The 25,503-nt window shown below is 72.5% G+C and carries 21 protein-coding genes, 2 pseudogenes and 1 riboswitch; of the genes and pseudogenes, 14 read left to right on the forward strand and 9 right to left on the reverse strand.

Translation table 11 applies throughout. The annotated features are described in order from the left end of the window. Positions 1 to 5: 5 nt before the first annotated feature. The 3 genes from pstC to pstB are packed head-to-tail and all read left to right on the forward strand — an operon-like array spanning position 6 to position 3,014. Positions 6 to 1,136 carry a phosphate ABC transporter permease subunit PstC gene (gene pstC, locus ACQEVC_RS06000; RefSeq protein WP_346260945.1) on the forward strand — a complete coding sequence of 377 codons (1,131 nt, stop codon included), beginning with the start codon at positions 6 to 8 and terminating at the stop codon, positions 1,134 to 1,136. Continuing rightward, entirely contained in the window at positions 1,133 to 2,221 is a 1,089-nt protein-coding gene (pstA, locus tag ACQEVC_RS06005) for a phosphate ABC transporter permease PstA (protein ID WP_432874049.1), read from the forward strand. Before pstC ends, pstA begins: the two co-directional genes overlap by 4 nt. A gap of 16 nt (positions 2,222 to 2,237) precedes the next feature. Further along, positions 2,238 to 3,014 carry a phosphate ABC transporter ATP-binding protein PstB gene (gene pstB / locus ACQEVC_RS06010; RefSeq protein WP_432874051.1) on the forward strand — a complete coding sequence of 259 codons (777 nt, stop codon included), beginning with the start codon at positions 2,238 to 2,240 and terminating at the stop codon, positions 3,012 to 3,014. A gap of 94 nt (positions 3,015 to 3,108) precedes the next feature. Here the strand turns inward: pstB and ACQEVC_RS06015 are convergent, their stop codons facing one another. Next, the gene (locus ACQEVC_RS06015; protein ID WP_432874053.1) at positions 3,109 to 3,939 is read right to left on the reverse strand and encodes an NUDIX hydrolase; all 831 of its coding nucleotides are present in this window, start codon (positions 3,937 to 3,939) and stop codon (positions 3,109 to 3,111) included. Positions 3,940 to 4,602: 663 nt separating this feature from the next. Next, positions 4,603 to 4,812 (reverse strand): hypothetical protein, encoded by a 210-nt coding sequence (locus ACQEVC_RS06020; protein ID WP_432874055.1) that lies wholly within the window; start codon positions 4,810 to 4,812, stop codon positions 4,603 to 4,605. 641 nt (positions 4,813 to 5,453) lie between these two features. On the opposite strand from ACQEVC_RS06020, the gene ACQEVC_RS06025 reads away from it, so the two are divergent. The 3 genes from ACQEVC_RS06025 to ACQEVC_RS06035 all read left to right on the forward strand — a co-directional run bounded on the left by ACQEVC_RS06025 (position 5,454) and on the right by ACQEVC_RS06035 (position 7,671). Next, the gene (locus ACQEVC_RS06025; RefSeq protein WP_432874056.1) at positions 5,454 to 6,245 is read left to right on the forward strand and encodes a helix-turn-helix domain-containing protein; all 792 of its coding nucleotides are present in this window, start codon (positions 5,454 to 5,456) and stop codon (positions 6,243 to 6,245) included. Further along, positions 6,242 to 6,433, forward strand: a complete 192-nt coding sequence (locus ACQEVC_RS06030; protein ID WP_432874057.1) for a DUF397 domain-containing protein — start codon at positions 6,242 to 6,244, stop codon at positions 6,431 to 6,433. Before ACQEVC_RS06025 ends, ACQEVC_RS06030 begins: the two co-directional genes overlap by 4 nt. A 242-nt stretch (positions 6,434 to 6,675) precedes the next feature. Next, positions 6,676 to 7,671 carry a Gfo/Idh/MocA family protein gene (locus tag ACQEVC_RS06035; RefSeq protein ID WP_432874058.1) on the forward strand — a complete coding sequence of 332 codons (996 nt, stop codon included), beginning with the start codon at positions 6,676 to 6,678 and terminating at the stop codon, positions 7,669 to 7,671. A gap of 106 nt (positions 7,672 to 7,777) precedes the next feature. Here ACQEVC_RS06035 and ACQEVC_RS06040 read toward each other — a convergent pair whose 3' ends face one another. Both ACQEVC_RS06040 and ACQEVC_RS06045 read right to left on the reverse strand, forming a co-directional pair. Further along, on the reverse strand, positions 7,778 to 8,779 hold the full coding sequence (locus ACQEVC_RS06040) for an anion permease (protein WP_432874059.1): 1,002 nt from the start codon (positions 8,777 to 8,779) through the stop codon (positions 7,778 to 7,780). Positions 8,780 to 8,782: 3 nt separating this feature from the next. Further along, the gene (locus tag ACQEVC_RS06045) at positions 8,783 to 9,409 is read right to left on the reverse strand and encodes a DUF47 domain-containing protein (RefSeq protein WP_107257547.1); all 627 of its coding nucleotides are present in this window, start codon (positions 9,407 to 9,409) and stop codon (positions 8,783 to 8,785) included. A 346-nt stretch (positions 9,410 to 9,755) separates the two neighbouring features. Between ACQEVC_RS06045 and sigJ the strand changes: the two genes are divergently transcribed. Next, a complete protein-coding gene (sigJ, locus tag ACQEVC_RS06050; protein WP_432874060.1) occupies positions 9,756 to 10,727 on the forward strand; it encodes an RNA polymerase sigma factor SigJ in 972 nt (323 codons plus the stop codon). A 49-nt stretch (positions 10,728 to 10,776) separates the two neighbouring features. Here sigJ and ACQEVC_RS06055 read toward each other — a convergent pair whose 3' ends face one another. Next, positions 10,777 to 11,280, reverse strand: a complete 504-nt coding sequence (locus ACQEVC_RS06055; protein ID WP_432874062.1) for a DUF402 domain-containing protein — start codon at positions 11,278 to 11,280, stop codon at positions 10,777 to 10,779. 363 nt (positions 11,281 to 11,643) lie between these two features. Between ACQEVC_RS06055 and ACQEVC_RS06060 the strand changes: the two are divergent. Together ACQEVC_RS06060 and ACQEVC_RS06065 are read left to right on the forward strand one after the other, a co-directional pair. Next, a pseudogene (locus ACQEVC_RS06060) lies at positions 11,644 to 11,748 on the forward strand (DEAD/DEAH box helicase); the annotation flags it as partial. Positions 11,749 to 13,302: 1,554 nt separating this feature from the next. Then, positions 13,303 to 13,824 (forward strand): annotated as a pseudogene (locus ACQEVC_RS06065) (ATP-dependent DNA helicase); the annotation flags it as partial. A 67-nt stretch (positions 13,825 to 13,891) separates the two neighbouring features. On the opposite strand, the gene ACQEVC_RS06070 reads toward ACQEVC_RS06065, so the two are convergent. Beyond that, a complete protein-coding gene (locus ACQEVC_RS06070; protein WP_432891065.1) occupies positions 13,892 to 15,187 on the reverse strand; it encodes an AI-2E family transporter in 1,296 nt (431 codons plus the stop codon). 102 nt (positions 15,188 to 15,289) lie between these two features. Between ACQEVC_RS06070 and ACQEVC_RS06075 the strand changes: the two genes are divergently transcribed. Next, positions 15,290 to 15,628, forward strand: a complete 339-nt coding sequence (locus ACQEVC_RS06075) for a GroES family chaperonin (protein WP_432874064.1) — start codon at positions 15,290 to 15,292, stop codon at positions 15,626 to 15,628. Between the two features lie 132 nt (positions 15,629 to 15,760). Here the strand turns inward: ACQEVC_RS06075 and ACQEVC_RS06080 are convergent, their stop codons facing one another. Then, positions 15,761 to 17,374 (reverse strand): PrsW family intramembrane metalloprotease, encoded by a 1,614-nt coding sequence (locus ACQEVC_RS06080; protein WP_432874066.1) that lies wholly within the window; start codon positions 17,372 to 17,374, stop codon positions 15,761 to 15,763. A gap of 66 nt (positions 17,375 to 17,440) precedes the next feature. Then, positions 17,441 to 17,562: riboswitch (SAM riboswitch) on the forward strand. 96 nt (positions 17,563 to 17,658) lie between these two features. Here ACQEVC_RS06080 and ACQEVC_RS06085 point away from each other — a divergent pair. After that, positions 17,659 to 18,921: an aminotransferase class V-fold PLP-dependent enzyme gene (locus ACQEVC_RS06085; RefSeq protein ID WP_432891068.1), complete on the forward strand. Its 1,263-nt coding sequence runs from the start codon at positions 17,659 to 17,661 to the stop codon at positions 18,919 to 18,921. 85 nt (positions 18,922 to 19,006) lie between these two features. On the opposite strand, the gene ACQEVC_RS06090 is transcribed toward ACQEVC_RS06085, so the two are convergent. Next, positions 19,007 to 20,239: an FUSC family protein gene (locus tag ACQEVC_RS06090; protein ID WP_432874067.1), complete on the reverse strand. Its 1,233-nt coding sequence runs from the start codon at positions 20,237 to 20,239 to the stop codon at positions 19,007 to 19,009. 369 nt (positions 20,240 to 20,608) lie between these two features. Here ACQEVC_RS06090 and ACQEVC_RS06095 point away from each other — a divergent pair, with 369 nt between their 5' ends. Continuing rightward, complete coding sequence (locus tag ACQEVC_RS06095) at positions 20,609 to 22,018, forward strand: FAD-binding oxidoreductase (protein WP_432874069.1); 1,410 nt, start codon at positions 20,609 to 20,611, stop codon at positions 22,016 to 22,018. Positions 22,019 to 22,179: 161 nt separating this feature from the next. Here the strand turns inward: ACQEVC_RS06095 and ACQEVC_RS06100 are convergent, their stop codons facing one another. Next, complete coding sequence (locus ACQEVC_RS06100) at positions 22,180 to 24,009, reverse strand: glycerol-3-phosphate dehydrogenase/oxidase (protein WP_432874071.1); 1,830 nt, start codon at positions 24,007 to 24,009, stop codon at positions 22,180 to 22,182. A 139-nt stretch (positions 24,010 to 24,148) separates the two neighbouring features. Between ACQEVC_RS06100 and ACQEVC_RS06105 the strand changes: the two genes are divergently transcribed. Together ACQEVC_RS06105 and ACQEVC_RS06110 are read left to right on the forward strand one after the other, a co-directional pair. Beyond that, positions 24,149 to 24,898, forward strand: coding sequence for a hypothetical protein (locus ACQEVC_RS06105; RefSeq protein WP_432874073.1), 750 nt, complete (start codon positions 24,149 to 24,151; stop codon positions 24,896 to 24,898). Further along, the gene (locus tag ACQEVC_RS06110; protein ID WP_432874075.1) at positions 24,891 to 25,241 is read left to right on the forward strand and encodes a winged helix-turn-helix domain-containing protein; all 351 of its coding nucleotides are present in this window, start codon (positions 24,891 to 24,893) and stop codon (positions 25,239 to 25,241) included. Before ACQEVC_RS06105 ends, ACQEVC_RS06110 begins: the two co-directional genes overlap by 8 nt. Positions 25,242 to 25,503 lie beyond the last annotated feature (262 nt).

Here is a 25,503-nt window from a genome sequence, read left to right on the forward strand (position 1 = left end):
AGCAGATGGGCGACACCCCAGACCGCTCGGCCAACGCCGGCACCGGCGGACCTCGGGTGACCATTGGTCACACCGGGTCCGCCGGTGCCGCGCTGTCGGTCGACGTACCAGTGACACCCGCGGACCGCGCTCCGGACGGAGCCGGCTGGCGCGGAGGCGACGGCAGCGGCGGCGGCACCGGCCTGGGCGGCGGCGGGGCGCTGCCCCGGCGACGGGCCTTCGGCGCCGAGCGCCTCTTCCAGGGCTTCACCATGGCCGCCGGCACGATGGTGCTGGTCATCATCGTGGCGATCGCGATCTTCCTGATCGCCAAGGCCGTACCGGCACTCAACGCCAACACCGCCAACTTCTTCACCTTCGAGGGTTGGTTCCCCAACGAGGCACAGCCGAGGTTCGGCATCGGCGCCCTGGCCTTCGGCACCGTACTCACGTCGGTCCTGGCGCTGCTGCTGGCCGTACCGGTGGCGCTGGGCATCGCGCTCTACCTGTCGCACTACGCGCCCCGCCGGGTCGGCACCGCGCTCGGCTTCCTGATCGACCTGCTGGCCGCGGTGCCGAGCGTGGTCTTCGGGCTCTGGGGCCGGGACTTCTTCTACGGTCCGGTCCAGGAGTTCTCGGTCTGGCTGAACAAGTACTTCGGCTGGATCCCGATCTTCGGCGGTGACGGGCCGTTCGGCCGGTCGATCCTGCTCGGCTCGCTGGTGCTGGCCATCATGGTGCTGCCGATCATCACCTCGCTCTCCCGCGAGGTGTTCCGGCAGACCCCGACCGCCAACGAGGAGGCCGCGCTCGCGCTCGGCGCCACCAAGTGGGAGATGATCCGGACGGCGGTGCTGCCGTACGGGCGCCCCGGCGTCATCGGCGCCACCATGCTCGGCCTGGGCCGGGCGCTCGGCGAGACCATCGCCCTGGCGATGACCCTCGGCATCGTCTCGAACATCTCGTTCAACATCATCGAAAACGGCGGCAACACCGTCGCCGCCAACATCGCGAACGCGTTCGGCGAGGCCAACGACGTCGGTCGGGGCGCGCTGATCGCCTCCGGCCTGGTGCTCTTCTCGATCACGCTGATCGTCAACATCACCGCGCGGGCCATCATCTACCGGCGCCGGGAGTTCACGGAGTCCGCAGCATGACGACAACGATGACCGCACCCCCCTCGGCCGCGCCGGGGCAGAGCCCACAACTGCGTGCCCGGAAACTCCCGGTGGTGGCGAGCCTCGGCATCGCGGCCGCCGCCGTGGTGCTCTCCGCCGCGCTGGTCTACGGCGCCGGGATCGGCGGCGCCGCCCTGGTCGTCGCCCTCGCGGTGGTCTTCTACCTGGTCGGCCTCTTCGTCGCCAGCAGCGTGGTGGAGGGACGGCGGCAGGCCCGCAACCGCACCTGGAGCGCGCTGATCCACTCCGCCTTCGTACTCGCCCTGCTGCCGCTGGCCTCGGTCACCTGGACGCTGGTCAGCAAGGGTGTCGAGCGGCTGGACGGCAACTTCTTCGGCACCTCGATGAACAACATCGGGGCCCGGGACCCGAACGGCGGTGCGTACCACGCGATCGTCGGCACGCTGGAGCAGGTCGGCGTCGCCACCCTGATCACCGTGCCGCTCGGCATCGCCTGCGCCGTCTACATCGTCGAGTACGGCCGGGGCCGGTTCGCCTTCACCATCCGGTTCTTCGTGGACGTGATGACCGGCATCCCGTCGATCGTCGCCGGCCTCTTCGTACTGGCCTTCTGGATCCTGATCGTGTCGCCGTACTTCAACGACGGGCGGCCGGGCTATTCCGGCTTCGCCGCCTCGCTCGCGTTGAGCGTGTTGATGCTGCCCACCATCGTCCGGTCCACCGAGGAGATGCTCCGGCTGGTGCCGGCGCCGCTGCGCGAGGGTTCGTACGCACTCGGCATCCCGAAGTGGAAGACGATCCTGCGGATCGTGCTCCCCACCGCCCTGCCCGGCATCGTCACCGGCGTCATGCTCTCGGTCGCCCGGGCGGCCGGGGAGACCGCGCCGGTGCTGCTGGTCGCCGGGGGTGGCGCCGCGATCAACTTCAACCCGTTCGAGAACAACCAGTCGTCGCTGGCGCTCTTCGTCTACCAGCAGGCCGGGGACGCCTCCCGGTACGCGCCGGCCCGCGCCTGGGCCGCGGCACTCACCCTCGTCGCCCTCGTGCTGATCCTGACGATCGCGGCGAAACTGCTGGCCCGCCGCAACCGGTTCAGCCGATAACCCCGAAGGAATGATCATGGCCAAGCGAATCGACGCGACCAGCGTCACCGCGTACTACGGCTCGTTCAAGGCGATCGAGGACATCAACCTCACCGTCGAACCGAAGACCGTCACCGCGCTCATCGGACCCTCGGGCTGCGGCAAGTCGACGTTCCTGCGCACCATCAACCGGATGCACGAGGTGCTGCCGGGCGCCCGGGTCGACGGCAAGCTCACCATCGACGACCAGAACATCTACGAGCGGGACGTGGACGTGACCGCGGTCCGCCGGATGATCGGGATGGTCTTCCAGCGGCCGAACCCGTTCCCCACCATGTCGATCTTCGAAAACGTGGTCGCCGGGCTGCGGCTCAACGGCGTACGCCGCAAGTCGGTCCTGGAGGACGCGGCCGAGCGGGCGCTGCGCTCGGCGAACCTCTGGGACGAGGTCAAGGACCGGCTCGGCAAGCCCGGCGCGGGGCTGTCCGGCGGGCAGCAGCAGCGGCTCTGCATCGCCCGGACCATCGCGGTCGAGCCGCAGGTGGTGCTGATGGACGAGCCCTGCTCGGCGTTGGACCCGATCTCCACGCTGGCGATCGAGGACCTGATGTTCAAGCTGAAGGACCGCTACACGATCATCATCGTCACGCACAACATGCAGCAGGCGGCCCGGGTCTCCGACCGGACGGCCTTCTTCTCCATCGAGCGCACCGGCGACCCCGGTCGGCTCATCGAGTACGACGACACCCAGAAGATCTTCAGCAACCCGAGCGTGAAGAAGACCGAGGACTACATCACCGGCCGCTTCGGCTGACCGACGCGCTCCGTACGCTCGCTCCTCCATGATCCCGGGGAGTTTGGCCCGTCCACACCGGCCGAACTCTCCGGGATCATCAGTCTGTCCGGTCTCAATCCAGCACGAAGTGCGGGGTGCCGTCCTCGGCCTGGGCGAAACGGGGCATGATCGCGGTGCCGGGGTCCCGCACGGCCGCGGCGGCAGGCACCCCGGCCAGGTCCGCGCAGTCGCCGATCTCGGTCAGCGTGATGACCGTGGGCGGAAGCATGGCGAACTCGCCCGCCTCGAACCGGCCCAGCGCCTCCGCCGGACGGATCCACATCGTGTGGTCGGCCTCCCCGGAGACGTCCCGGGGCACCTGCCCGGCCGGCAGCAGCGCCACGAAGAAGTACGTGTCGAAGCGGCGCGGCTCGAACTCCGGGGTGACCCAGCGGCTCCACGGCAGCAGCAGGTCGGAGCGGAGGGTCAGCCGGCAGTCCCGGAGCAGGTCGGCGAAGCCGCTACGTCGGTTCACCAGCGCCTGCCGGGCCCGTTCCCACTCCTCGCCGCTGACGTCGCCCACCACCCTGTCGTGGTCCGGGCCGGCGAGCAGTACGCCCGCCTCCTCGAAGACCTCTCGGGCCGCCGCGCAGACCAGCGCCTGAGCCGGTCCGGGCGGCTGGCCCAGCCGGCTCCCCCAGTCCGCCGGGCCGGGGCCGGACCAGTCCAGCCGGATCTCCGAGTCGCCGGGGTCGACGCTGCCGCCGGGGAAGGCGTACATGCCGCCGAAGGTCATGCTGGCGGCGCGGCGGATCATGTACACCTCGAAGCCGTCCCGCCCGGAGGCGTCCGGGCGGAGCAGCAGTACGGTCGCGGCCGGCCGGGGCGGCACCGGCACCCCGCCCTCGGCGTAGAACCGGCGGGCGTGTGCGGCGATCGACTCCGGGGCGGCAAAGCTGGTCATGCAGCGAGGGTAGTTCGGCCGTCCGGGCAGCCGCGATCTTGTGTACGGGGGGCAGGGTGCTCGACTCCGGAGCCGGACATGAGGCGCTCAAGTCTGGCCTCAGAGGCGAAATAGAGCCGAGCACACACCAGCAGGTCAGCGGGTCGCAAAGGCCCCGGCCCCGGACGGTCGGGACCGGGGTGTGCTGAGACGGCGCCAGAGAACGGCTCCGATACGGCGGAAAGGCCAAGCGCACATCGACCGATCTCACGTAACCCTGTCGGTGATGAAGCGGATGGCCGTAAGTGTCAGAAAGAGCGCCCCGGCGAACCGGGGAGTAGCTGGTGCGCGGACTGTCGAGCTGGGTGCACAGACGGGGCACGGAGAGTCGGGTTTGCCGAGACGGCGCATGGCGAGGTGGTTCGGGTCGACCGGCCAGCGGGGGCCGGGGCCTGGACGGCCCGGGACAGTGGGCGCACAGGCGGGGCAGTTCGACAGTCTCGCTGGCGGATATCCCAACCCACACCATCTCGCACACGATCGAAGGAACGGGTTGCCCGATCAACCCGCACAGAGACACGCCCGAACCGGGGGGCGGCCGGTCCGGGCATGCCAGTCGGGTGATGAGGCGTCAGGGCTCGGGGTTCGTAATCTCCGCAGGCAGCCACCCGAAGAATTGCCGGATCAGGCCACCCGGGGCGTGTGCGGCTGGTCGGCCAGCGCGGCGTAGAAGTAGGCGCCAAGGTGCAGCAGCAGACCGGGCGGGTCATCGCGGTACCTGGTCAGCAGCCGCAGCCGAGCCGGTGAGCACGGCCACGGGGCGCCGCAGTACCGGCACAGAGATAGCGGACGGGTCGGTATGTGCGCCCGGAACCGGGCGAACGGCCGCAACATCACGCGGCGCGACGCGCGGGGACGCTCATACCCGCTCGCCTGCCCGCGATCGGTGCTCCTGCGCGGGCGTCAGGCTGCCTGCGCGGCCGTTGCTCAGCCGAGGCACCAGCCCGGCCGGGCGGTTCCACACGGGGCGCTGGTTAGTTGACCGGCGTCCCCCCTCGTCTGGCGGGCAATCCGGGACCGGTGACGGGGGCGGCAACGGTGGTGGGTCCGGGATGGGCACCACGGGCGCCGGGGGTCGCAGGGCGGCACGGTACGTCCGGCGGGTCAGCGCCGGCACGGACGCCGGTTCATACGGCATCGGCATCCGCTCGACACTGTCCGGACAGACCCACCGGAACCCGCAGCGGCAGTACAGCCATAGGCGTCGCCAGTTCCGGCGGTGCCCCTGTCGCGGCCTACGAAACAGTCTCATGGTTTTGCCTCCCGTCGGCGAAATGGGACGGGGGTGGCGCTCGGGTTCGTACACCCCTACGCCACCCCCGTGGGCGTCTCGTCCGGCGAGGCGTCAAATCACGGGGACGCCGGGCGATGCGCTTAGTTCCACCATGGACTTTGAGTGTTGCCACATGGAAGATAACTAACAGACACGCTCGATAAATCAGGCTCGGACAGCCGCCGAGAAAGGGCGAGAACAATTGAGTAACAACGGCATTCCGCGAATCCTAAAATTTCTGCGTACCTTGAACGGCGGTGTTACGCAGGAACGGCTGGCCGAGCAACTCAAGGTGTCCACGTCGTTGATCGCGAAGTTCGAGACCGGCCGACTCGTGCCGATGCCGGATACGGCTCGGCAGCTCGACGAGATATTCAGCAGCGGGAACTTGATTCAGGGGCTATCGGCCGACGCCCGGACAACGACGACGGAGCCGCCGGAGTGGTTCCGGCCGTGGCCGGAGGTGGAGCGGGAGGCGACCGCGCTCCGGTGGTACGAACCAACCGTCATCCCAGGTCTGCTACAGACCGAGGCGTACGCCCACATGATCCTGCGTAGCGGCCTGCTGACCGAGGCGCAGGCCGAACAGTACGTGTCGGTTCGGCTCGACCGGCAAACGGCAGTCTTTGACGACCGTGACGATCCGCCGGTTTGCCAGTTCGCGATCGATGAGGCGGCGCTACGCCGAGGCGACCCGGCGACGCTGCGGGAGCAACTTAATTGGTTGGTAGAGATCGGGCAGCGTCCCCGGACCTTCATCCATGTCGTCCCGGTCAGCGCCGGGCTCTACATCGGTCTGTCCGGGCCGTTCATGCTCGCCACGCTCAGCGACGGGCGGGTGGTCGGCTACGTCGATGACCAGTTACAGGGGCGGCTGGTCACGGACACGGATAAGGTTGTCGAACTCGATCGCACCTGGCAGGCTGTAAGTGCGGTCGCACTGCCCTGCGACCTGTCCCGAGATCTGATCATGAAGATTGCGAGTGAGCTATGAGCGCCACCGATCCCCGCTGGCGCAAGGCCAGCCGGAGCAACGCGAACGGCTCGGCGTGCGTCGAGGTAGCCGACAACCTGCCCGGCCGCGTCCTGGTCCGGGACACCAAGGATCGTGACGGCGGCACGCTGACCTTTGCCCCGGGCGCGTGGCGGTCGTTCGTCACCGAGGTAGCCCGCCGGCCGTAGCGCCGCCACAGACACGGCCAGCGCCCTGCTCCCCGTCAACCCGGGCGGCGGGGCGCTGTTTTGTCTGTCCCTGAGTGTGGGACATGGAGGCGCGACGGGTGTCACGCCGGGAGACCCTGCGACGACGCCTGTTCAGACCGGGTGCGGTTTGCCTCGCCTTGGGTCGCCGGGGATGCTTCAGGTCTGTTTCCCGTGCCGTTGACCGGCGGACGTGCCCGCCGACCCGTAGTTGAAGAGGTTCCATGGCGCAGCAATACAGCCCCGAGCGCAAGACACGTTGGGGCATCCTGGCCACCGGTTACATCGCCGCCACCTTCGTCGAGGATCTGAAGCTGCTGCCGGACGCCGAGGTCGTCGCCGTCGGCTCCCGTACGGAGGAGACCGCCCGCGCCTTCGCGGACCGGCACGGGGTCCCCCGGGCGTACGGGTCGTGGCAGGAACTCGCCGCCGACGACGACGTCGACGTGGTCTACGTCGCCACCCCGCACGCGGCGCACTTCGACGCCACGATGGCCTGCCTGGACGCCGGCCGGGCAGTACTCGTCGAGAAGCCGATCACCCTGGACCGGGCCGCCGCCCAGCGGCTCGTCGATGCCGCCACCGCCAGCGACCGCTTCCTGATGGAGGCGATGTGGATGCGGTGCAATCCGGTCGTACTCCGGATCCTGGAGCTGATCGCCGACGGCGCGATCGGCGAGGTGACCAGCGTGCAGGCGGACTTCGGGGTCGGCGGGCCGTTCCCGCCCGAGCACCGGATGCGGGCCCGCGCGCTCGGCGGTGGCGCCCTGCTGGACCTCGGGGTCTATCCGATCAGCCTGGCGCACCTGCTGCTCGGCCTGCCGGACCAGGTCCGCTCCTGGGCCCGGATCAGCCCGGAGGGGGTCGACGAGAACACCGGGATCATCCTCGGCTACGAGACGGGCGCGGTCGCCACGCTGAGCTGCGGCATGATCGGCGCGACCCGGGTGGCGGCGACGATCACCGGGCGGACCGGCCGGATCGAGCTGGCGCCGCCGTTCTACCGGTCGGGCCAGGTCACCCTGCTCCGGGACGGCGCCGACCCGGAACTGCTGCCGGTCGACCTCGCCGGCTCCGGCTATCAGCACGAGGCGGCCGAGGTGCAGCGCTGCCTCGCCGCCGGGCTGCTGGAGAGCCCGCTGGTGCCGCACGCCGCGACCCTGGAGGTGATGGGCCTGCTCGACGACATCCGCGAGCAGATCGGCGTCACGTACCCATGAGGCGTCACGTACCCATGAGGCGTCACGTACCCGTGAGGCTTCGCGTACCGGTGGGCGGAACGGCCCCCGCAGATCGCCCGTAACGAGGGCCGTTCCTACACCGTGCTCAGAAGAGCGGGTTGACCAGCACGTACATCAGCGCGCCGATCGAGCCGGCCGCCGGGAAGGTGAGAATCCAGGCGCCGACGATGTTGCCGGCCACGCCCCACCGGACGGCGGAGAGCCGCTTGGTCGCCCCGACGCCCATGATCGCCGAGGTGATGGTGTGTGTGGTGGAGATCGGCGCCCCGAGCACCAGGGCGTTGAAGTAGAGCACTCCGCTGGCCACGGTCTCGGCGGCGAAGCCCTCCGGCGGCCGGAGGTCGATGATCTTCCGCCCGAGGGTACGGATGATCCGCCAGCCGCCCGCGTAGGTGCCGAGGGCCAGCACCGTCGCCGAGGTCCAGAACGCCCACTCCGGGATGTGCTCCGCGCTGCCCTGGAAGCCGCCGACGAAGAGGGCGAGCACCACGATGCCGATGGTCTTGGCGGCGTCCTGCATGCCGTGCCCGATCGACATCGCCGCCGCCGAGGCGGTCTGGGCCCACCGGAAGCCCCGGTTGAGCTTGCCCGGCTGCCCGTTCCGGAAGATCCACTGTACGGCGATCATGACCAGGTAGCCGAGCAGGAAACCGACCAGCGGCGAGAGGATCATCGGCAGTACGACGCTCTCCCCGATGCCCTTCCAGAGCACGGTGCCGGAGGCGGCCAGCGTCGACCCGACCAGCCCGCCGATCAGCGCGTGCGAGGACGAGGAGGGCAGTCCGAAGTACCAGGTGACCAGGTTCCAGGTGATCGCACCGATCACCCCGGCGAAGACGATGCCCAGGCTGGAGACGCCGGGCGGCAGCTCGACCAGGCCGGAGCCGACCGTCTTGGCCACGTCCGCGCCGAAGTGCGCGCCGATGAAGTTGCCGATCGCCGCCATGCCGAGCGCGACCCTGGGGGTCAGCGCCCGGGTGGAGATGCTGGTGGCGATCGCGTTCGCGGCGTCGTGGAACCCGTTGGTGTAGTCGAAGAGCAGCGCGACGGCGATCACCGCCAGTACGGCGATGAGTTCAGGACTCACGGGTCAGCTTTCCTTGACCGCGATGGTCTCGACCGTGTTGGCGACGTGCTCGAACGCGTCGCAGGCCGCCTCCAGCTCGTCGGCGACCTCCTTCATCTTGAGCACGGTCAGCGCGTCGTACTCGCCGGAGAAGAGCCGGACCAGCAGCATCCGGTACGCCTGGTCGCCGTCGTTCTCCAGCCGGTTGCACTCGATCCAGTAGTCCTCCAGGTCCTTCATCGCCCGCAGCCGGGGCATCGCCTCGGCGGTGAGCTTGGCCTGCTGGTCGAGGACGTTCACCAGCTCGTGCATCTCGCGGGGCAGCGACGGCAGTTTGGTCAGCCCGTAGAGGTAGAGCAGGTTGCCGACCGCCTCCAGGTGGTCCATCACGTCGTCGAGCAGCGAGCCGAGCCGGTAGATGTCCTCCCGGTCGAACGGCGTGACGAAGGTGGAGTTGATCTTCTTGTACAGCTCGTGGGTGATCTGGTCGCTGTCGTGCTCGACCTCGGTGAGCCGCTCGCTGACCGACTGCACGTCGACCCCGGGCAGCGCCAGCTCGTTCAGCAGCTCGGTACCCCGCACGAGGTTCTGAGCGGCTCTGGTGAACAACTCGTAGAACGCGCCCTCGGAGGGGCGGAGGGAAAACTTCACGGCACGGACCTCGTTGCGTCGGCGGACGGGTGGCGGGCCGCAAGAGGCTGCCCCTGGGGAATGCTAGGAAACCTCGGATCGGAGTTATCGCCCGCCCACCCCTGGTCAGGGGCGGTTCACCTGGCATTCATCTGCTGTTCACCTTCATCGTCGACAGGCCGGCACGAACCCGACCGAACGGCCCGACACCGCCGCGGTGTGAGATTCGCCGCGCCGGCACCCGCCCATCGACGCACCAGGCGGTCCTGACCTCCCGGTCCGGCCGAAACCGGACCGGTACGGCCGCTGCCGGCCTCGCGGTCGGCGCTAACCTCGCGGAAGGACGTACGGCGGCGGGGAGGCAGCGGTGCGGGATCTGGCCAGCGAGTTCGAGGCCGAACGGGACCACCTCACCATGGTCGCGTACCGGATGCTCGGCAGCCGCGCGGAGGCGGAGGACGCCGTACAGGAGACCTGGCTGCGCTGCGCCGGGGCCCTGGACACCCCGCAGGCCCGCGCCGAGGTACGCGACCTGCGGGGCTGGCTCACCACCGCCACCGCCCGGATCTGCCTCGACGTGCTCCGCTCGGCCCGGGTACGCCGGGAGTCGTACCACGGTGAGTGGCTGCCGGAGCCGATCGTCAGCCGGCTGCCCGGTCCGGCCGGCGGGACGGACGGGTTCGCCCCCGACCCGGCCGAGCGGGCCGCGCACACCGAGCAGGTCAGCATCGCCCTGCTGACCGTGCTGGAACGGCTCACCCCGGAACAGCGGGTCGCGTTCGTGCTGCACGACGTCTTCGCCGTACCCTTCGCGGAGATCGCCACGGTGCTGGCGACCAGCCCGGCCGCCGCCCGGCAGCTCGCCTCCCGGGCCCGGCGCGCGGTCACCGAGGACGGCCCGCGCCACTCCGCCGACCCAGCCGAACACCAGCGGCTGGTCAGCGCGTTCCTGCACGCCGTCGAGTCCGGCGAGCCCGAGCGGCTGCTCGAGGTGCTCGCCCCGGACGTGGTCTTCGTCGGCGACGGCGGCGGCCTCTTCCCGACCGCGCGGCATCCGGTGGTCGGCGCGGTCAAGGTGGCCCGGTTCGCCCTCGGGCTGATGCGCCGGGCCGCCTGGGACACCCACAACCTGCGGATGCGGCCGGTACTCGTCAACGGCGCGCTCGGACTCCAGATCGAGGCGGACTACCGGCCCGGCCTGCCGCTGCACGGCATCATGTGGTTCACCGTCGCCGACGGCCGGATCACCGCCGCCTACCACCAGCTCAACCCGGAGAAGCTGGCCCGGGTGCCCCGGATCGGCGCGGACGGGCATCCCTGGCAGCTCCAGCGCGACTAGCCGGCGCCGCGCGGCGTCCGCGGGCGGCCGGGCCGCGCGGGCGCCGGGCTCAGACCACCAGCGCCAGCCACTTCCGGTACGCCGACGCGAACGGCTCGGTGCCGTCGCCGAGTGCGACGTAGAGCCACTCCGCCGCAGCCCGGGCCTGTGCCACCGTCTCCTCCGGATAGCCGAACCGGACCCGGTGCTCGGCGAACTCGTCCTCGTCGCGCAGCTCCACCAGGCCGGTGCCGCGCCGACGCACCACGTCGAGGTCGAGGTCGATCAGGTGCACGGTGTCCCCCTCCCATCGGGCCGGGCTGGCGATGTCGCAGTAGACCTCGCTGGTCCGCGGCGGCGGGTTGAACATGGCGCTCCACCACGCGTCGTGCGGCACCAGCAACACGAACGGGATCTGTTCCACCGAGGGGCGGCCGTGGTAGACCGATTCCGTCCCGGTGGTCACGCCGAGCCACACACCCAGGTCGTCCTCGGTCAGTCTGCGGGCGGGGTAGTCCCGGTGCGCGGTGCCGTCGTACTTTCGGTAGACGACTCGGACCACATCGCTCGACATGCCCGCACCCTAGCCGATGTCACCCAATACGCGCGGTGCGTGAAGCGTCCGGCAGGCGTCGAAATCGACAACATCATCCGGGCCCGCTCCCTGGTCCGGGCGCCGATCCGGCCGGGCCGTGGACCCGCCGGGGCGAGGCGGCGCAGCGGTGTCGGGATCGGCGGGTACGGTCGCACGGTGACCGTGCCCGCCACCGACGCCAGCGCCCCCACCCTGATCGACTCCGAGGCGGCGGACTCCGGCCGCTCCCCGGCGCCCCGGTCCCGCCGACGGCGCCGAGGTGACCGCCCCAGCGGCGCGGAACTGCTCGCCGCGGCGGTCGGTGCGGTGCCGGGCGGCAACGCCCGGCCGGGCCAGCAGCAGATGGCGACCGCGATCGAGGAGAGCATCCTCTCCGGCGAGCACCTGCTGGTGCAGGCCGGCACCGGCACCGGCAAGTCGCTGGCCTACCTCGCCCCGGCGCTGACCGTCGACGGCCCGGTGGTGGTCTCCACGGCCACTCTCGCGCTCCAGTCCCAGCTCGTCGACCATGACCTGCCCCGGCTGGCCGACGCCGTCACCCCGGTCCTCGGCCAGCGGCCGACCTTCGCGGTGCTGAAGGGCCGGCACCACTACCTCTGCCTGGCCCGGTTGGAGAACTCCACAGAGGACGAGCCGGAGGACACCCTCTTCGACGCGCCGGGCCGGGGCGGTGGCGGGACGAAGTGGCTCGGCGAGGCGGGCCGGCTGGGCAAGCAGATCGAGCGGATCCGGGACTGGGCGATGGAGACCGGGACCGGCGACCGCGACGAGCTCGACCCGGGCGTCGACGACCAGGCGTGGCGACTGGTCTCGATGCCGGCCCGGGAGTGTGTCGGCGCCGCCCGCTGCCCGTACGGCACCGAGTGCTTCGCCGAGGCGTCCCGGGCCCGGGCCCGGGAGGCGGACGTGGTGGTGACCAACCACAGCCTGCTCGCCGTCGACATGCTCGCCGGCCGGCACATCGTGCCGCCGCACAAGCTGCTGGTGATCGACGAGGCGCACGAGCTGGCCGACCGGGTCTCCTCGGCGGCCCAGGCGGAACTGATTCCCGAGCTGATCGACCGGGCCGCCCGACGGAGCCGGCCCCTGCTCACCCCGGAGCTGGCCGAATCGCTGGTGGCGGCCGGCGACTCGCTGGCGGTCGGGCTCGCCGAGGCACCGCCCGGGCGGATCACCGGCGAGCTGCCGGGCCCGCTGCGCGAGGCGTGCACGCTGCTGGACGCGGCGACCCGGGCAGCACTGGAGAAGATCGGCGACGTCAAGGGCGACGATCCCGACCCGGTCCGCAAGCAGCAGTCCAAGGCCGTACTCGACGACCTGTCGAAGACCGCCCAGCGGCTGCTGGGGGAGGCCGACCACGACGTGGCCTGGGTGGAGAAGCCGGACGGCGGCGGCGCGGGCCGGCGGGCCCTGGTCGTCGCCCCGCTCTCCGTGGCCGGCACCCTCGCCACCCACCTGTACGAGGACCGCACCGTCGTCGCCACCTCGGCCACGCTCGCCCTCGGCGGCCGGTTCGACACCGTGGCCCGGGCCCTCGGGCTGGCCGCCCCGGCGGATCCGGGGGTCGATCCGACCCGTCCGCATCCCCGGGCGACGGCGCTGCGCACCGTACGACCTGACGCGGCGCCACCCGGTGCCGGGGCGGCCCGCACGGCACAGCCGGGCGCCGAGGACCGGCCCGGGGTCGCTCACCGGGACACCGCCCCGAAACTGGACCCCCCGAAACTGGACCCCCCGAAACTGGACCCCCCGAAACTGGACCCCCCGAAACTGGACCCCTCGAAGGTGGACCCCTCGAAGGTGGACTCCTCGAAGGCGGGCTCTGCCAAGACGGACGGGTCGGGGGCGGACGCCGGCTGGCGCTCACTCGACGTCGGATCCCCGTTCGACTACCCGCGCCAGGGCATCCTCTACGTCGCCGCACACCTGCCCCGGCCCAGCGCCTCGGGCCTGCCGGCGGCGGCCGGTGAGGAACTGCTCGGGCTGGTGGGCGCGCTCGGCGGCCGTACCCTGGGGCTGTTCTCGTCCCGCCGGGCCGCGTTGCAGGCCGCCGAGCTGCTCCGGGCCCGTACCGACCTGCCGATCCTGCTCCAGGGCGAGGAGGCGCTGCCGCTGCTGGTCCGCCGGTTCCGGCAGGATAGGGCGAGTTGCCTGTTCGGGGTGATGTCGCTCTGGCAGGGCGTGGACGTGCCCGGCGACTCCTGCCAGCTCGTGGTGATCGACCGGCTGCCGTTCCCGCGCCCGGACGAGCCACTGGCGGCGGCCCGGGCCGCGGCTGTGGACGCGTCGGGCGGCTCGGGCTTCGCCTCGGTGAGCGTGCCGATCGCCGCCGTACGCCTGGCCCAGGGGGTCGGCCGGCTGATCCGGTCGACCGGTGACAAGGGCGTGGTGGCGGTACTCGACTCCCGGCTGGAGACCGCCCGGGGGTACGGCGCGTTCCTGCGGAAGTCGCTGCCGCCGTTCTGGTACACCACCCGGCCGGAGGTCGCCCGGGGCGCCCTGGAGCGGCTCGGCAAGTCCTGACCGCTCCCGCCACCGACCGGCGCGATCGGGACGGACCGACGCGACCGCCCGTCGCGACGACGACGCGCTAAGGGGCCTTCGCGGCGACCACCACGGCGTCCGGCGGCACCTCCGGCGGCCGGCGGTGCGCGAGTCGACGGACCGCGGTGTTGAGCACCGCGATCAGCGGTACCGAGACCAGGGCGCCGACGATGCCGGCCAGCACCACCCCGGCGGCGATGCCGACGATCACCGCGAGCGGGTGGATCGCCACCGCCCGACCCATGATCAGCGGTTGCAGGATGTGTCCCTCGACCTGCTGCACCCCGATCACCACGCCGAGAATGATCAGCGCGCTCACCCAGCCGCTGTCGACCAGGGCGACCAGCACCGCCACCGCACCGGAGAGGGTGGCGCCGACGATCGGGATGAACGCGCCGAGGAAGACCAGCGCGGCCAGCGGAAACGCGAACGGGATGTCGAAGATCACCAGGAAGATGCCGATCCCGACCGCGTCGATGAACGCGACGAGTACGGTCGCCCGGACGTACGCGACCAGCGTCGCCCAGGAGGCCCGGCCGGCGTCGTCGACCCGCCACCGGGCGGCCAGCGGGAGCAGCCGGACGAGGAAGCGCCAGATCTTCTCGCCGTCCCGGAGGAAGAAGAAGGTGGCGAAGAGCACCAGCAGCGCCCCGGTGAGCAACTCGGCCACGGTCGCGGCGGTGGAGACCGCCCCGCTGGTCAACGCCTGGGTGTTCTCGTTGATCCACTGCTCGCCCTGCTCGATGTACGAGTTGAGCTGGTTGTCCGACATGTGCAGCGGGCCGGTCTTCAGCCACTCCTGGATCTGCCGGATGCCGCTGGTGGCGTTGCGGCTCAGGTCCGGTACGCCCTGGACGAACTCGTTGACCACCAGGGTGAGCGTGCCGACCACGGCGGCCAGGCCGGCGACCAGCACCACCGCGGTGGCCAGGGACCGCGGGAGGCGGACCCGCAGCAGCAGGCCGACCAACGGGGCCAGCAGGGCGGAGAGCAACAGGGCGATCGCCAACGGAATGATCACGATCCGGATCGTGCCGACCACTCGCAGCAGCGCCCAGGCGACGAGACCGATCACGATCAGTCGCCACGACCAGGCGGCGGCGATCCGCAGCGCGTGCGGTACGTCCGCGTCGTCCCGGCTCGACGTCGACGGGTGCAGGTCGGTGACCGGTTCACCCCCGGCCGGCGTCGGCCCGGGCGCCGGCTCGGGCGTGGCCGCCGGACGATTCCGCGCGGGCCCGGCTCCGCCGGACGAGCCCGACGACCGCCCGGACGCGTACGCGTTACGGATCCTTGCTCGTAGCTGCTCGAAACGGCGCAAGCGCACCTCCCACGGCGGAATCGGCCTTCCTACGGTAGCCGCCCCGGCACAGGCCGGCTCGGCACGGCCGGCCGGGGACGGCCACCAACCTGCCTGGCGGCGGCGCACGGTACCGTTCCGGTCGTGACCGCCGAGGAGAACAACGACAACGGCCTGCCCATCCGCCTGCTGCACGACCGGGTGCTGGTCCGGGCGGACGGCGGCGAGGGCGAGCGCCGCTCGACCGCCGGCATCGTCATCCCGGCGACCGCCTCGATGGGCCGGCGGCTGGCCTGGGCGACCGCGGTGGGTGTCGGTCCGAACGTGCGCTCCATCGTCTCCGGTGACCGGGTGCTCTTCGACCCCGACGACCGGTCCGAGGTCGAACTGCACGGCCGGGAGTACGTCCTGCTCCGCGAGCGCGACGTGCACGCGGTGGCCGCCCGGCGGGTGGAGACCAACTCCACCGGCCTCTACCTGTGACGCGCCGCCCCGCCCGCTGACGCCTGTGACGGCGCCGCCCCGCCCGCGCCCGCTGACGCCTGTGACGCGCCGCCCCGCCCGCGCCCGCTGACGGCCGACCCCGCTCGGTGTCCCGGCGGGGGGCGGACCGGCTCAGCGCCGGTACGGGTCCGGCCAGGGCCCGACCGGTCCGGGGCCGGGTGCGGGCGGCCCGCCGTACGGGCCCGGCGTGCCGGTGTACGAGGATGGCGGCCCGCCGTATCCCGGGGGTGGATAGCCGGGGCCGACCGGCGCCAGCGGGCGCGGCGGCGCCACCAGGACCACCGGGATCGGCACCACCGGCTCGGCCGGAGCCGGCAGGGTCCGACGGGAGCCGTCCGGGAACGACAGGTGGTACCGGGAGCCGTCCCAGATGCCGGCCGGTGCCTGCGGATCGCGCCCCACGAAGACCTTGCGGGCGGCCTGGATCGCGTCGAGCAGCCGGCGTTCCTCGGCGAGCCGACCGGCGAGCCGCTCCGGCCGGCGCTCCAGCCCGCGCACCAGCCCGTCCCGGAGCAGGGCGAGCCGGGTCGCCGAGATCTGGAACGCCCGCATCGCCTTGACCCCCTCGTCACCGGCGATCCGGCGGGCCCAGCGCCGGGCCGCGTGCCGCCGGCCGAGGGTGCCGAGCGCGGCCAGCTCGGGCGGGGTGAGCCACCCCGTCGACACGTAGTCGGGGAGCCGGCGTTGGGTGAGCCGCCCCTCCCAGCTACGGACCCAGACGGCCAGGCCGACCACGCCCAGGAAGATCGGCACCATCAGCCCGAGGTAGCTGTAGAGCAGGATGAGCGGCTCCCCGGAGAGCTGGGTGAGGGTCGCGGCCAGGTTCCAGGCGCCGTGCAGCATCATCGCCAGCAGCAGGCCGGCGAGCGGGGCGAGGATCCGGATCGGGCGGCTGGCCGACCGGACGGCGACACCGAGCCCGATGCCGGTCATCGAGGTGAAGAGCGGGTGCGCGAAGCCGCTGATCAGGACCCGCAGGATGAAGATGCCGAAGACGTTCTGCGCACCGGTGGCCGGGCCGTACTGGTCGACGCCCTCGGCGTAGCCGTGCAGGCCGAAGTAGAGAATGTTCTCCACCATCGCGAACCCGACCGCCGACAGGCCACAGTAGACGATGCCGTCGGTGATCCCGGACCACTTGCGGCGCTGGTAGAGCAGGAGCAGGAGCGGTCCGAGCGCCTTGGTCAGCTCCTCGATGAAGGGCGCGACCAGCACCCCGACCACCGGGAGGGGGAGCTGGAGGGTGTCGGCCGCGAAGGTGTTGGTGCGCAGTGCGGCGAAGGTGGAGACCGCCGCACCCCAGCCCAGGCAGAAGGCGAGATACTTGACCGGCTCCGGGTCGTACCGGTCGAGCCAGAGGAAGCAGGCGACCAGCACCGGCACCGGCAGTGCCGCCGCGGCCAGCCCGATCAGCGGCGGCGTGACCCCGGCCGGCGACACCAGCTCCCAGGCCATCAGCACCGCGCAGACGACGATGAGCGTGATCGCCCCGATCACCGTCAGCAGGCGGGCCAGGCTCCGCCGCTCGGACGTCGCCGCCACCTCCGGCACGGTGCCCTGCACCACCTCCGGCACGGTGCCCTGCACCACCTCCGGCACGGTGCCCTGCACCACCTCCGGCACGGTGCCCGCCGGCTGCGGGAATTGCTGCGACGGGGCGGGCGGCCACGGCGGAGTCGGCGACGGCGGCTGGGGCGCCGCCGCACCGGGCGGGGTGTCGGCCATGTGATCAGCGTAGTTCCTCCGGACAGCCTGGCCGGACCACATCCGGCCCCGCTATGCTTCCTGGCAGGTCACGAGTGCCAGCGTCCAAGCCCCGGCTTGCTGGCCGGCAACCCTCGTCGAGGTTCGCGGTGGGGTGCCCCGGGTGATGACCGGGCTCGGTGCAGGTCCGCACCGGGCAAGCGCGGACCCCGTTCCCGCCCGACTTCCGGGGTCCCTGGACACCGGAGGTGTGCCCGATGAGCACCAGCCTCGTTTCCGTGCCCGCCCGACCGACCGACGCGGCCATGCCGACGGCGCCGGCAACGCCGGGCGTAACGGCGGCCGGAGTCGCCACGACCGGACCGCTCGGGGTGCTCGGGGTGCCGGGGCAGGTCAACCTCGACTACGCCGCCACCGCGCCGTGCGCGCGGGCCGCCGCCGACGCGGTGGCCGAACTGCTGCCCTGGTACGGCAGCGTGCACCGGGGCGCCGGAGCGCTCTCCCGGCGCAGCACGCTGGCGTACGAGCGGGCCCGGCAGGAAGTCGGCGACTTCCTCGGGGTACGCGCGGGCGACCACGTCGTCTTCACCCGCAACACCACGGACGCGCTCAACCTGCTGGCCCGGGCCCTGCCGCCCGGCGCCCGGGTGGTGACCTTCGCGGCCGAGCACCACGCCAACCTGCTGCCCTGGCCCACCGGTACGGTCCGGTTGCCGGTGCCCGGCTCGGTCGGGGACGCCGTCCGGGCGGTCGACGCGGCACTGCGGGAACTGCGCCGGGGCAGCGGCGGCGGCGCACCGATCCTGGTCGCGGTGACCGGGGCCAGCAACGTCACCGGCGAGCGCTGGCCGGTCGCCGAACTGGCCCGGGTCGCCCACCGGCACGGCGCGCGGATCGCGCTGGACGCCGCCCAGCTCGCCCCGCACGCCGAACTGGACATCACCGCCCTGGCGGTCGACTACGTGGCCGTTTCCGGACACAAGCTGTACGCGCCGTTCGGGATCGGCGTACTGGCCGGACGGGCCGACTGGCTGGACGCCGCCCCGCCGTACCTGGCCGGTGGCGGGGCGACCATCGGAGTCGGGGCGGCCACCCATGACGTGCGCTGGGCCGACGGGCCCGGCCGGCACGAGGCCGGCACCCCCAACCTGCTCGGCGCGGTGGCGCTGGCCGCGGTCTGCGCCGCCCTGTCCGAGGCGGACCGCGACGCGCTGTACGCACACGAGCAGGCCCTGCTCACCCGGCTGCGGTCCGGGCTCGCCGCCCTGCCGGACGTGGTCGAACTGCGTACCTTCGACGCGGACGCGCCCCGGGTCGGCATCGTGTCGTTCGTGGTCGCCGGCCGGGACTCGGCGACGGTCGCGGCCGACCTCGCCCGGCACTGGCAGATCGGGCTGCGGGACGGGCTGTTCTGTGCACATCCGCTGGCCCGACGGCTGCTCGCCGAGGCGGCCACCCGGAGCGGGCGACGTGACCTGCCGCCGACCGCACTGCGCGCGAGCATCGGGCTGGGCAGCACCGCCGCGCAGGTCGAGCGGCTGCTCACCGCCCTGTCGGCCGACGGCTGAGCTACCGCGCGGGGCCGCTGAGCTACCGCGCGGGGCCGCTGAGCTACCGCGCGGGGCCGCTGAGCTACCGCGCGGGCCCGCTGAGCTACCGCGCGGGGCCCGCCTCCGAGGAGGGGGTGTCGGAGGGCCGGTCCGAGGCTCTGGTCGCGGGCTGCTGGGCGGCCTCCGCGGCGGCCTCGCCGGCATGCCCGCCCGCCGCCCGGCGGACGAGCTGGTTCGCCTCCAACCGCTCGATGCCGGTGGCCCGGAGCAGGTCACTGCCGGTGGTACGCACCTGCGCGATCACCACGCTGCCGGAGAACCCGACCCCCTCGGCGTACGCCCGACCGGCCTGGCTGATCGCCTGCAACGCCTGCTCCCGGGCTGCCTCCGGGCGTACGCCGAGCCCGAGGTCCTTGCGCAGCAGCCGTACCGCCTCGGCGAGCAGCGCCACCGCGTTCGACATCTCCTCCGGGATCGGCTCCTCGTCCTCCAGCGCGGTGACCGCCCGTCGGATCAGGGTCCCGCTGTTGTGCACGGCATGCTCGATGTACTCGGAACTCTCCACGTACTGGGTCAGCGCTCCCCGGCGGTGCCAGCGCACCGGTGACAGGATCGACGTCTCCCGGCCGCCCTCCAGCGCCTCCTCGAAGCCCTGGAGGTGCCGCTCCACCTCGCGCAGCCGGTCCAGCGCGGCCTGCGCCCGCGGCGCGTCCCGGGACTTGATCGCCTCCGCGGTCTCGGAGAGTTCCTCGGTGAGCCGGCCCAGCGCCGGCCGGGCCGCCCGGTCCACCACGCGTAACGGGTTCAACGGCAGCACCAGTGCGATCACCACGAGCCCGGCGAAGCCGCCGATCAGCGCGTCGATGACCCGGGGCGACTCGATGTTGGCCTCGTGCGGCATGTCGACGGTCACGATCAGCACGGCGGTCGCCGCCGCCTGGGTCACCACCGCCGGACCGCCGCCGAGGAAGATGGTGACCACGATCGCCAGAAACACGATCACGCCGAGCTGCCAGGGCCCGGTGCCGGCGGCGAAGACCAGGGCGTCGCCGAGCCCGATGCCGACCGCCACCCCGATGATCAGCTCGACGGTCCGGCGGAGCCGCTGGCCGACCGAGGAGGCGAGGGTACCGATCGCGGAGATCGGTGCGAAGACCGGCGACGGGTTGCCCAGGAACTCGTGCGAACCGACCCAGGCCAGCGCGGCCGCCACCCCTGCCTGGAGGGCCAGCACCAGGTTGAACCGCACGGCGTGCCAGCGGTCCCGTACGGTGGCCCGGGACCGTTGCCGGAACTCCTTCGCCAGGTTGGCGATCCGCTCCCGATCGAGCTCCACGGGCGTTTTGGCCACGGTGTGCCGGACGGAGCGCATGGCGGGGACTACCCACTGACGAACCCGCCGAACCCGTCCGGGGACGACGTCCGGGAACGACGTCCGGGAACGACGTCCGGGAACGACGTCCGGGAACGACGCCCGGGAACGACGCCCGGGAACGACGCCCGGGAACGATGTTCGGGAACGATGTTCGGGAACGACGCCCGGGAACGATGTTCGGGAACGGCGTTCGGGAACGCGCCCGGGAACGATGTTCGGGAACGGCGTTCGGAGCGCGCCTGGGCTTGTCGACCGCGGTTGTCCGAGGTGTCCCCGGACGGCCGGAAACGGCCGTGGTCGGCATGCTCTCGGGCGACTAGCCTGCCAGGCATGCCGGATCTTCTCGACGACCTGCGGGCGGCGCTCGGCGAGTCCGCCGTACTGACCGACCCCGACCTGCTCCGCGGCCACCAGCGCGACGAGGCCGACCTCTGCGTGGCCGGCATGCCGGCCGTGGTGGTCCGGCCCCGGACCACCGAGGAGGTGGTCGCGGTGGTCCGGGCGGCGGCCGCCTACGGGGTACCGGTGGTGCCGCAGGGGGCCCGGACCGGATTGGCCGGGGCGGCCAACGCGGTCGACGGGGCGGTGGTGCTCTCCACGGTGTTGATGGACGAGATCCGCGAGGTCGACCCGGTGAACCGGATCGCGGTGGTCCAGCCGGGCGTGGTCAACGCCACCCTGGCCGGCGCCGTCGCCAAGCACGGCCTGCGCTATCCGCCCGACCCCGGCTCCTGGGAGTCGTCCACCATCGGCGGCAACGTGGCGACCAACGCGGGCGGGATGTGCTGCGTCAAGTACGGCGTGACGACCGAGTACGTCCTCGGTCTGGAGGTGGTGCTGGCCGACGGCGAGATACTGCGCACCGGACGGCGTACCGCCAAGGGGGTCGCCGGATACGACCTGACCCGGCTCTTCGTCGGCTCGGAGGGCACCCTCGGGGTGATCACCGAGGTGACCGTCTCGCTCCGTCCGGCCGCCGAGGAGTCGCTGACCCTGGTCGCGGTCTTTCCGTCGACCACCGCCGCCGGCCGGGCGGTCGCGGAGATCTCCGCCCGGGGGCTCAGCCCGAGCCTGCTGGAGCTGCTGGACCGCACCCACCTGGGCGCGATCGAGGCGTACCGGCCGATGGGGTTGCGGACCGACGCCGAGGCGCTGCTGCTGGCCGCCGCCGACACCGGCACCCGGGCCGCCGCCGACCTCGCGGTACTGGCCGAGGTCTGCACGGCGAGCGGCGCCGACGAGGTCTTCGCGGCCACCGACGCGGAGGAGGCGGCCGCGCTGCTCCAGGCCCGTCGGCTGGCGCACCCGGCGATGGAACGGTTCGCCGCCGACAGCTATCCGGACGGCAGCGGCGGGCTGGTCATCGACGACGTGGCCGTACCCCGGGACGCGCTGGCGGCGCTGCTCGACGGGGTGGCCCGGATCTCCGCCGAGTACGACGTGCCGATCGGCGTGGTCGGGCACGCCGGGGACGGCAACATGCATCCGAACATCGTGGTCGACCGGGCCGACCCGGCCAACCTGGAGCGGGGCCGGCGGGCCTTCGACGCCATCATGGAACTCGGCCTGTCGCTCGGCGGCACCTGCACCGGCGAGCACGGGGTCGGCCTGCTGAAACGGGACTGGCTGGCCCGGGAGATCGGGCCGGTGGGGCTGCGGGTGCACCGGGCGATCAAGGACGCGCTCGACCCGACCGGACTACTCAACCCCGGCAAGGTGCTGCAGGCCGGCGGCTGGTAGGGGGTCGCGTCCGACAGCAGGGTGTAGATCGTCCCCGGCGATCTTCGGTGCCGGCACCGCCAGCACCATGCCGGTCCACCGCCACGACCGAGATCCCACGGCGGGAGGGCAATGCACCGTACACAGTGGACGCCGCCCGATCGACGGGACCCACCAGCGGGTCAGCCGGGCAACTCCACCCCGTCGAGGCCGGCGCCGGCGCCCCGGTCGAAGGCGTTGCCGCGGACGTCCGGCGCGCCCAGCCGGGCGGCGTCGGCGGTGGCGTCGTCCGGCATCCGCTGGGACTGCCGTTCCGCCTGCACCCGGGCGAGGTAGTGCTCGATCTCGCGGGCCCGGACCGGGGCGTTCCAGCCGAGCACCCGGCCCATGATCTCGGCCGCCTGCTCGGCCGACTCGACGCCCCGGTGCGGCGTCTCGAACGAGATCCGGGTACGCCGGGTCAGCACGTCGTCGAGGTGCAGCGCCCCCTCGGCCCGGGCCGCGTACGCCACCTCGGCGGCGAGGTATTCCGGCGCCCCGGCCAGCGGGGAGCCGAGCAGCGGGTCGGCGTCGACCATGCCCAGCAGGTGGGTGGTGAGGTTGCCGTACCGCTCCAGCAGGTGTTCGACCACCCCGGCCGGTACGCCGTGCCGGCGGGCCAGGTCGGCCCGGTCCCGCCACAGCGCGGCGTAGCCGTCGGCGCCGAGCAGCGGCAGGTCGGCGGTGCGGGACGGGCGTACCCCGCCGAGTCGGCGGGCGGCCCGGTCGACCACGTCGGCGGCCATCACCCGGTACGTCGTGTACTTCCCGCCGGCCACCAGCAGCAGCCCGAGCATCGGCTCGTAGACGGCGTGCTCGCGGGAGAGCTTGGAGGTCGAGTCCGCCTCGCCGGACAGCAGCGGGCGCAGCCCGGCGTAGACGCCCTCGATGTCGGCGGTGGTCAGCGGCCGGTCCAGCACGGTGTTGACCTGGTCGAGCAGGTAGTCGATGTCCCGGGCCGAGGCCGCCGGGTGGGCCCGGTCGAGCCGCCAGTCGGTGTCGGTGGTGCCGATGATCCAGTGCCCGCCCCACGGGATCACGAAGAGCACCGAGGTCGGGGTACGCAGGATCAGCCCGGCCTCGCCGGTGATCGCCGAGCGGGGTACCACCAGGTGCACCCCCTTGGAGGCGCGGACCCGCAGGCCGCGCCGCACCCCGACGTCACCGAGCAGTTCGGACATGTCGTCGCTCCACACCCCGGTGGCGGCGATGACGGTGCGGGCGCGTACCTCGAACTCGGCGTCCGGGGAGCCGGGCGGTGCCTCCATGTCCCGGACCCGTACCCCGGTCACCTCGCGGGCCTGCCGGATCAGGCCGACGACGCGGGCGCTGGTCACCATCGCCGCGCCGAGGCTGGCCGCGGTGCGGGCCAGGGTGACCACCAGGCGGGCGTCGTCGACCTGCCCGTCGAAGTAGCGGATGGCCCCGGCGATGGCGTCGGCACGCAGGCTGGGGAAGGTCCGCCGGGCTCCCTCGTGGGTGAGATGCCGGTGCAGCGGCATCCCCCGCCCGCCGCCGAAGATCCCGGCGAAGGCGTCGTACGCCGCGACCCCGGTGCCGTAGTAGGAGCGTCGCCAGGCCCGGCCGGCCAACCCGGCCGGGCCGGTGCCGGGTGGCAACGGGATCAGGATCGGCACCGGGCGCACCAGGTGCGGGGCGAGCCGGGTGGCAAGCAGGCCACGCTCGGTCAGCGCCTCGTGGACCAGGTGGATCTCCAGTTGCTCCAGGTAGCGCAGCCCGCCGTGGATCAGCTTGCTGGACCGGCTGGAGGTGCCGGAGGCGAAGTCCCGGGCCTCGACCAGGGCCACCTTGAGTCCCCGGGAGGCGGCGTCGAGCGCGGCGCCCGCGCCGGTCACCCCACCGCCGATGACGAGTACGTCGAACCGCTCGCTCCGGAGCCGGCGCAGGTCGGCGGCGCGGCGGGACGGGGAGAGCCGGCTGGCCGTGTTCCGGGAAAGGCTGGGGTCACGCACGTGTCCACGGTAGCCGCAGCGGCGCCCGGCGCGGGCTCCCCGGGTGTCACTTCGGGCGGTGTCGGCGGCGGAGGATTGACAGCCGCCATAGACTTTGCATTGCAGAGTGCAGCACTGACGCAAAGTTGAGGAGGCGACGATGAGTTCCACCGACGAGGAACGGCCCGCCGAGATCCTGGCCGAGCTGGATCGGCTGCGTAACCGCACCCGCACCCGGACCCACGGCGGCGCCTGGCTGCCGGCGCTCGCCGTCGCCGTGCTGCTGCTGGCCAGCATTGCCCTCTACCGGATGCCGTTCGGGCAACCGACCGCGATCGACACCTACCATCCCTACTGGGCCGGGCTCCCCGACGAGCAGCGGAACCCGGTCCTGTCGTACGCCTTCTGGTTCGTCGGCACACCGCTGCTGTTCGCCACCACAGCCGCCTGGTACACCCTGCGCGCCCGGCGGCTCGGCCTGCGGGTCTCCTGGCCACTCTTCGCCGCTGCCGGTCTCGGGGTACTGCTGCTGCTCGCGGTCCTCGCCGCGGTACCCGAGACGGAGATCCGACCCGACGGCCTCGCCCCGGCAGCCGACTGGTTCTGGCCGGGGCTGCTGACCCCGCTGCTCCCGGTCGCGGCGGCCGTGCTGGCGCTCGCCTGGGCCGAGCGCAGTCCGGGTCTCGCCGCCGCCGGGATCTGGATCGTCCTGCTCACCGTCTGGCTGTGTGGCACGTTCCCGCTCGGCTACCTGCCGCCCTGGGCCACCGACATCCTCGGCGGCGAGTCCGGTTCACTCGGCGGCCAACTCTCGCTCCGCCCGGGGCACTACCTTGTGCTGATGGCACTGCCGCTCGTCGTCTTCGCCGCCGTACGCGCGGCCCGCAGCAGACACGACCGCGATGCCTGACGACCGGCCGACGCCCGCACATCCGGCGCTGGCCCTGGACGACACCGTCCACCAGCGGGTACGCCTCGGCATCCTCACCGTGCTCAGCGAGACCCGGGAGTGCAAGTTCGGCACCCTCCGGGACGAGTTGGGGTTGACCGACGGCAACCTCAACCGGCACCTGCGCATCCTCGAACAGGCCGAGTTGCTCCGGGTGATCAAGGGGTACGAGGGCCGCCGCCCCTGCACCTGGCTGCGGCTCACCCGGCAGGGTCGGGCCGCCCTGCGCGCCGAGGTCGCCGCGCTGGAGCAGTTGGTGAGCCGACTGCGCAACGCCACCGCCGAGCCGGACGCGGAGAGCTGAACACGGCGTACGCCAGCGGCCGAGGCCGGCGGTGGGCCGGCCCCAGCGGCCGAGGTCGGCGGTGGGCCGGGCGTCGTCGTACTGTTCGGAGATGCAGGATGGTCCGCCACCGCCGCCCGACGAACCGTCCCCGCCGACTCCACCGCCGCCCGAGGGTGGCTCGGACATCCCCGCTCCGCCGTCCCGGCCCGGTGTCCAGCCGGCGCCGGCTGCCCCGGTGCCGCCGCCCCCACCCGTTGGGTCCCGGCCGGCAGCCCAGGGC

The sequence above is a fragment of the Plantactinospora sp. CA-294935 genome, from assembly GCF_050936445.1.
Classification (GTDB): Bacteria; Actinomycetota; Actinomycetes; order Mycobacteriales; family Micromonosporaceae; genus Plantactinospora.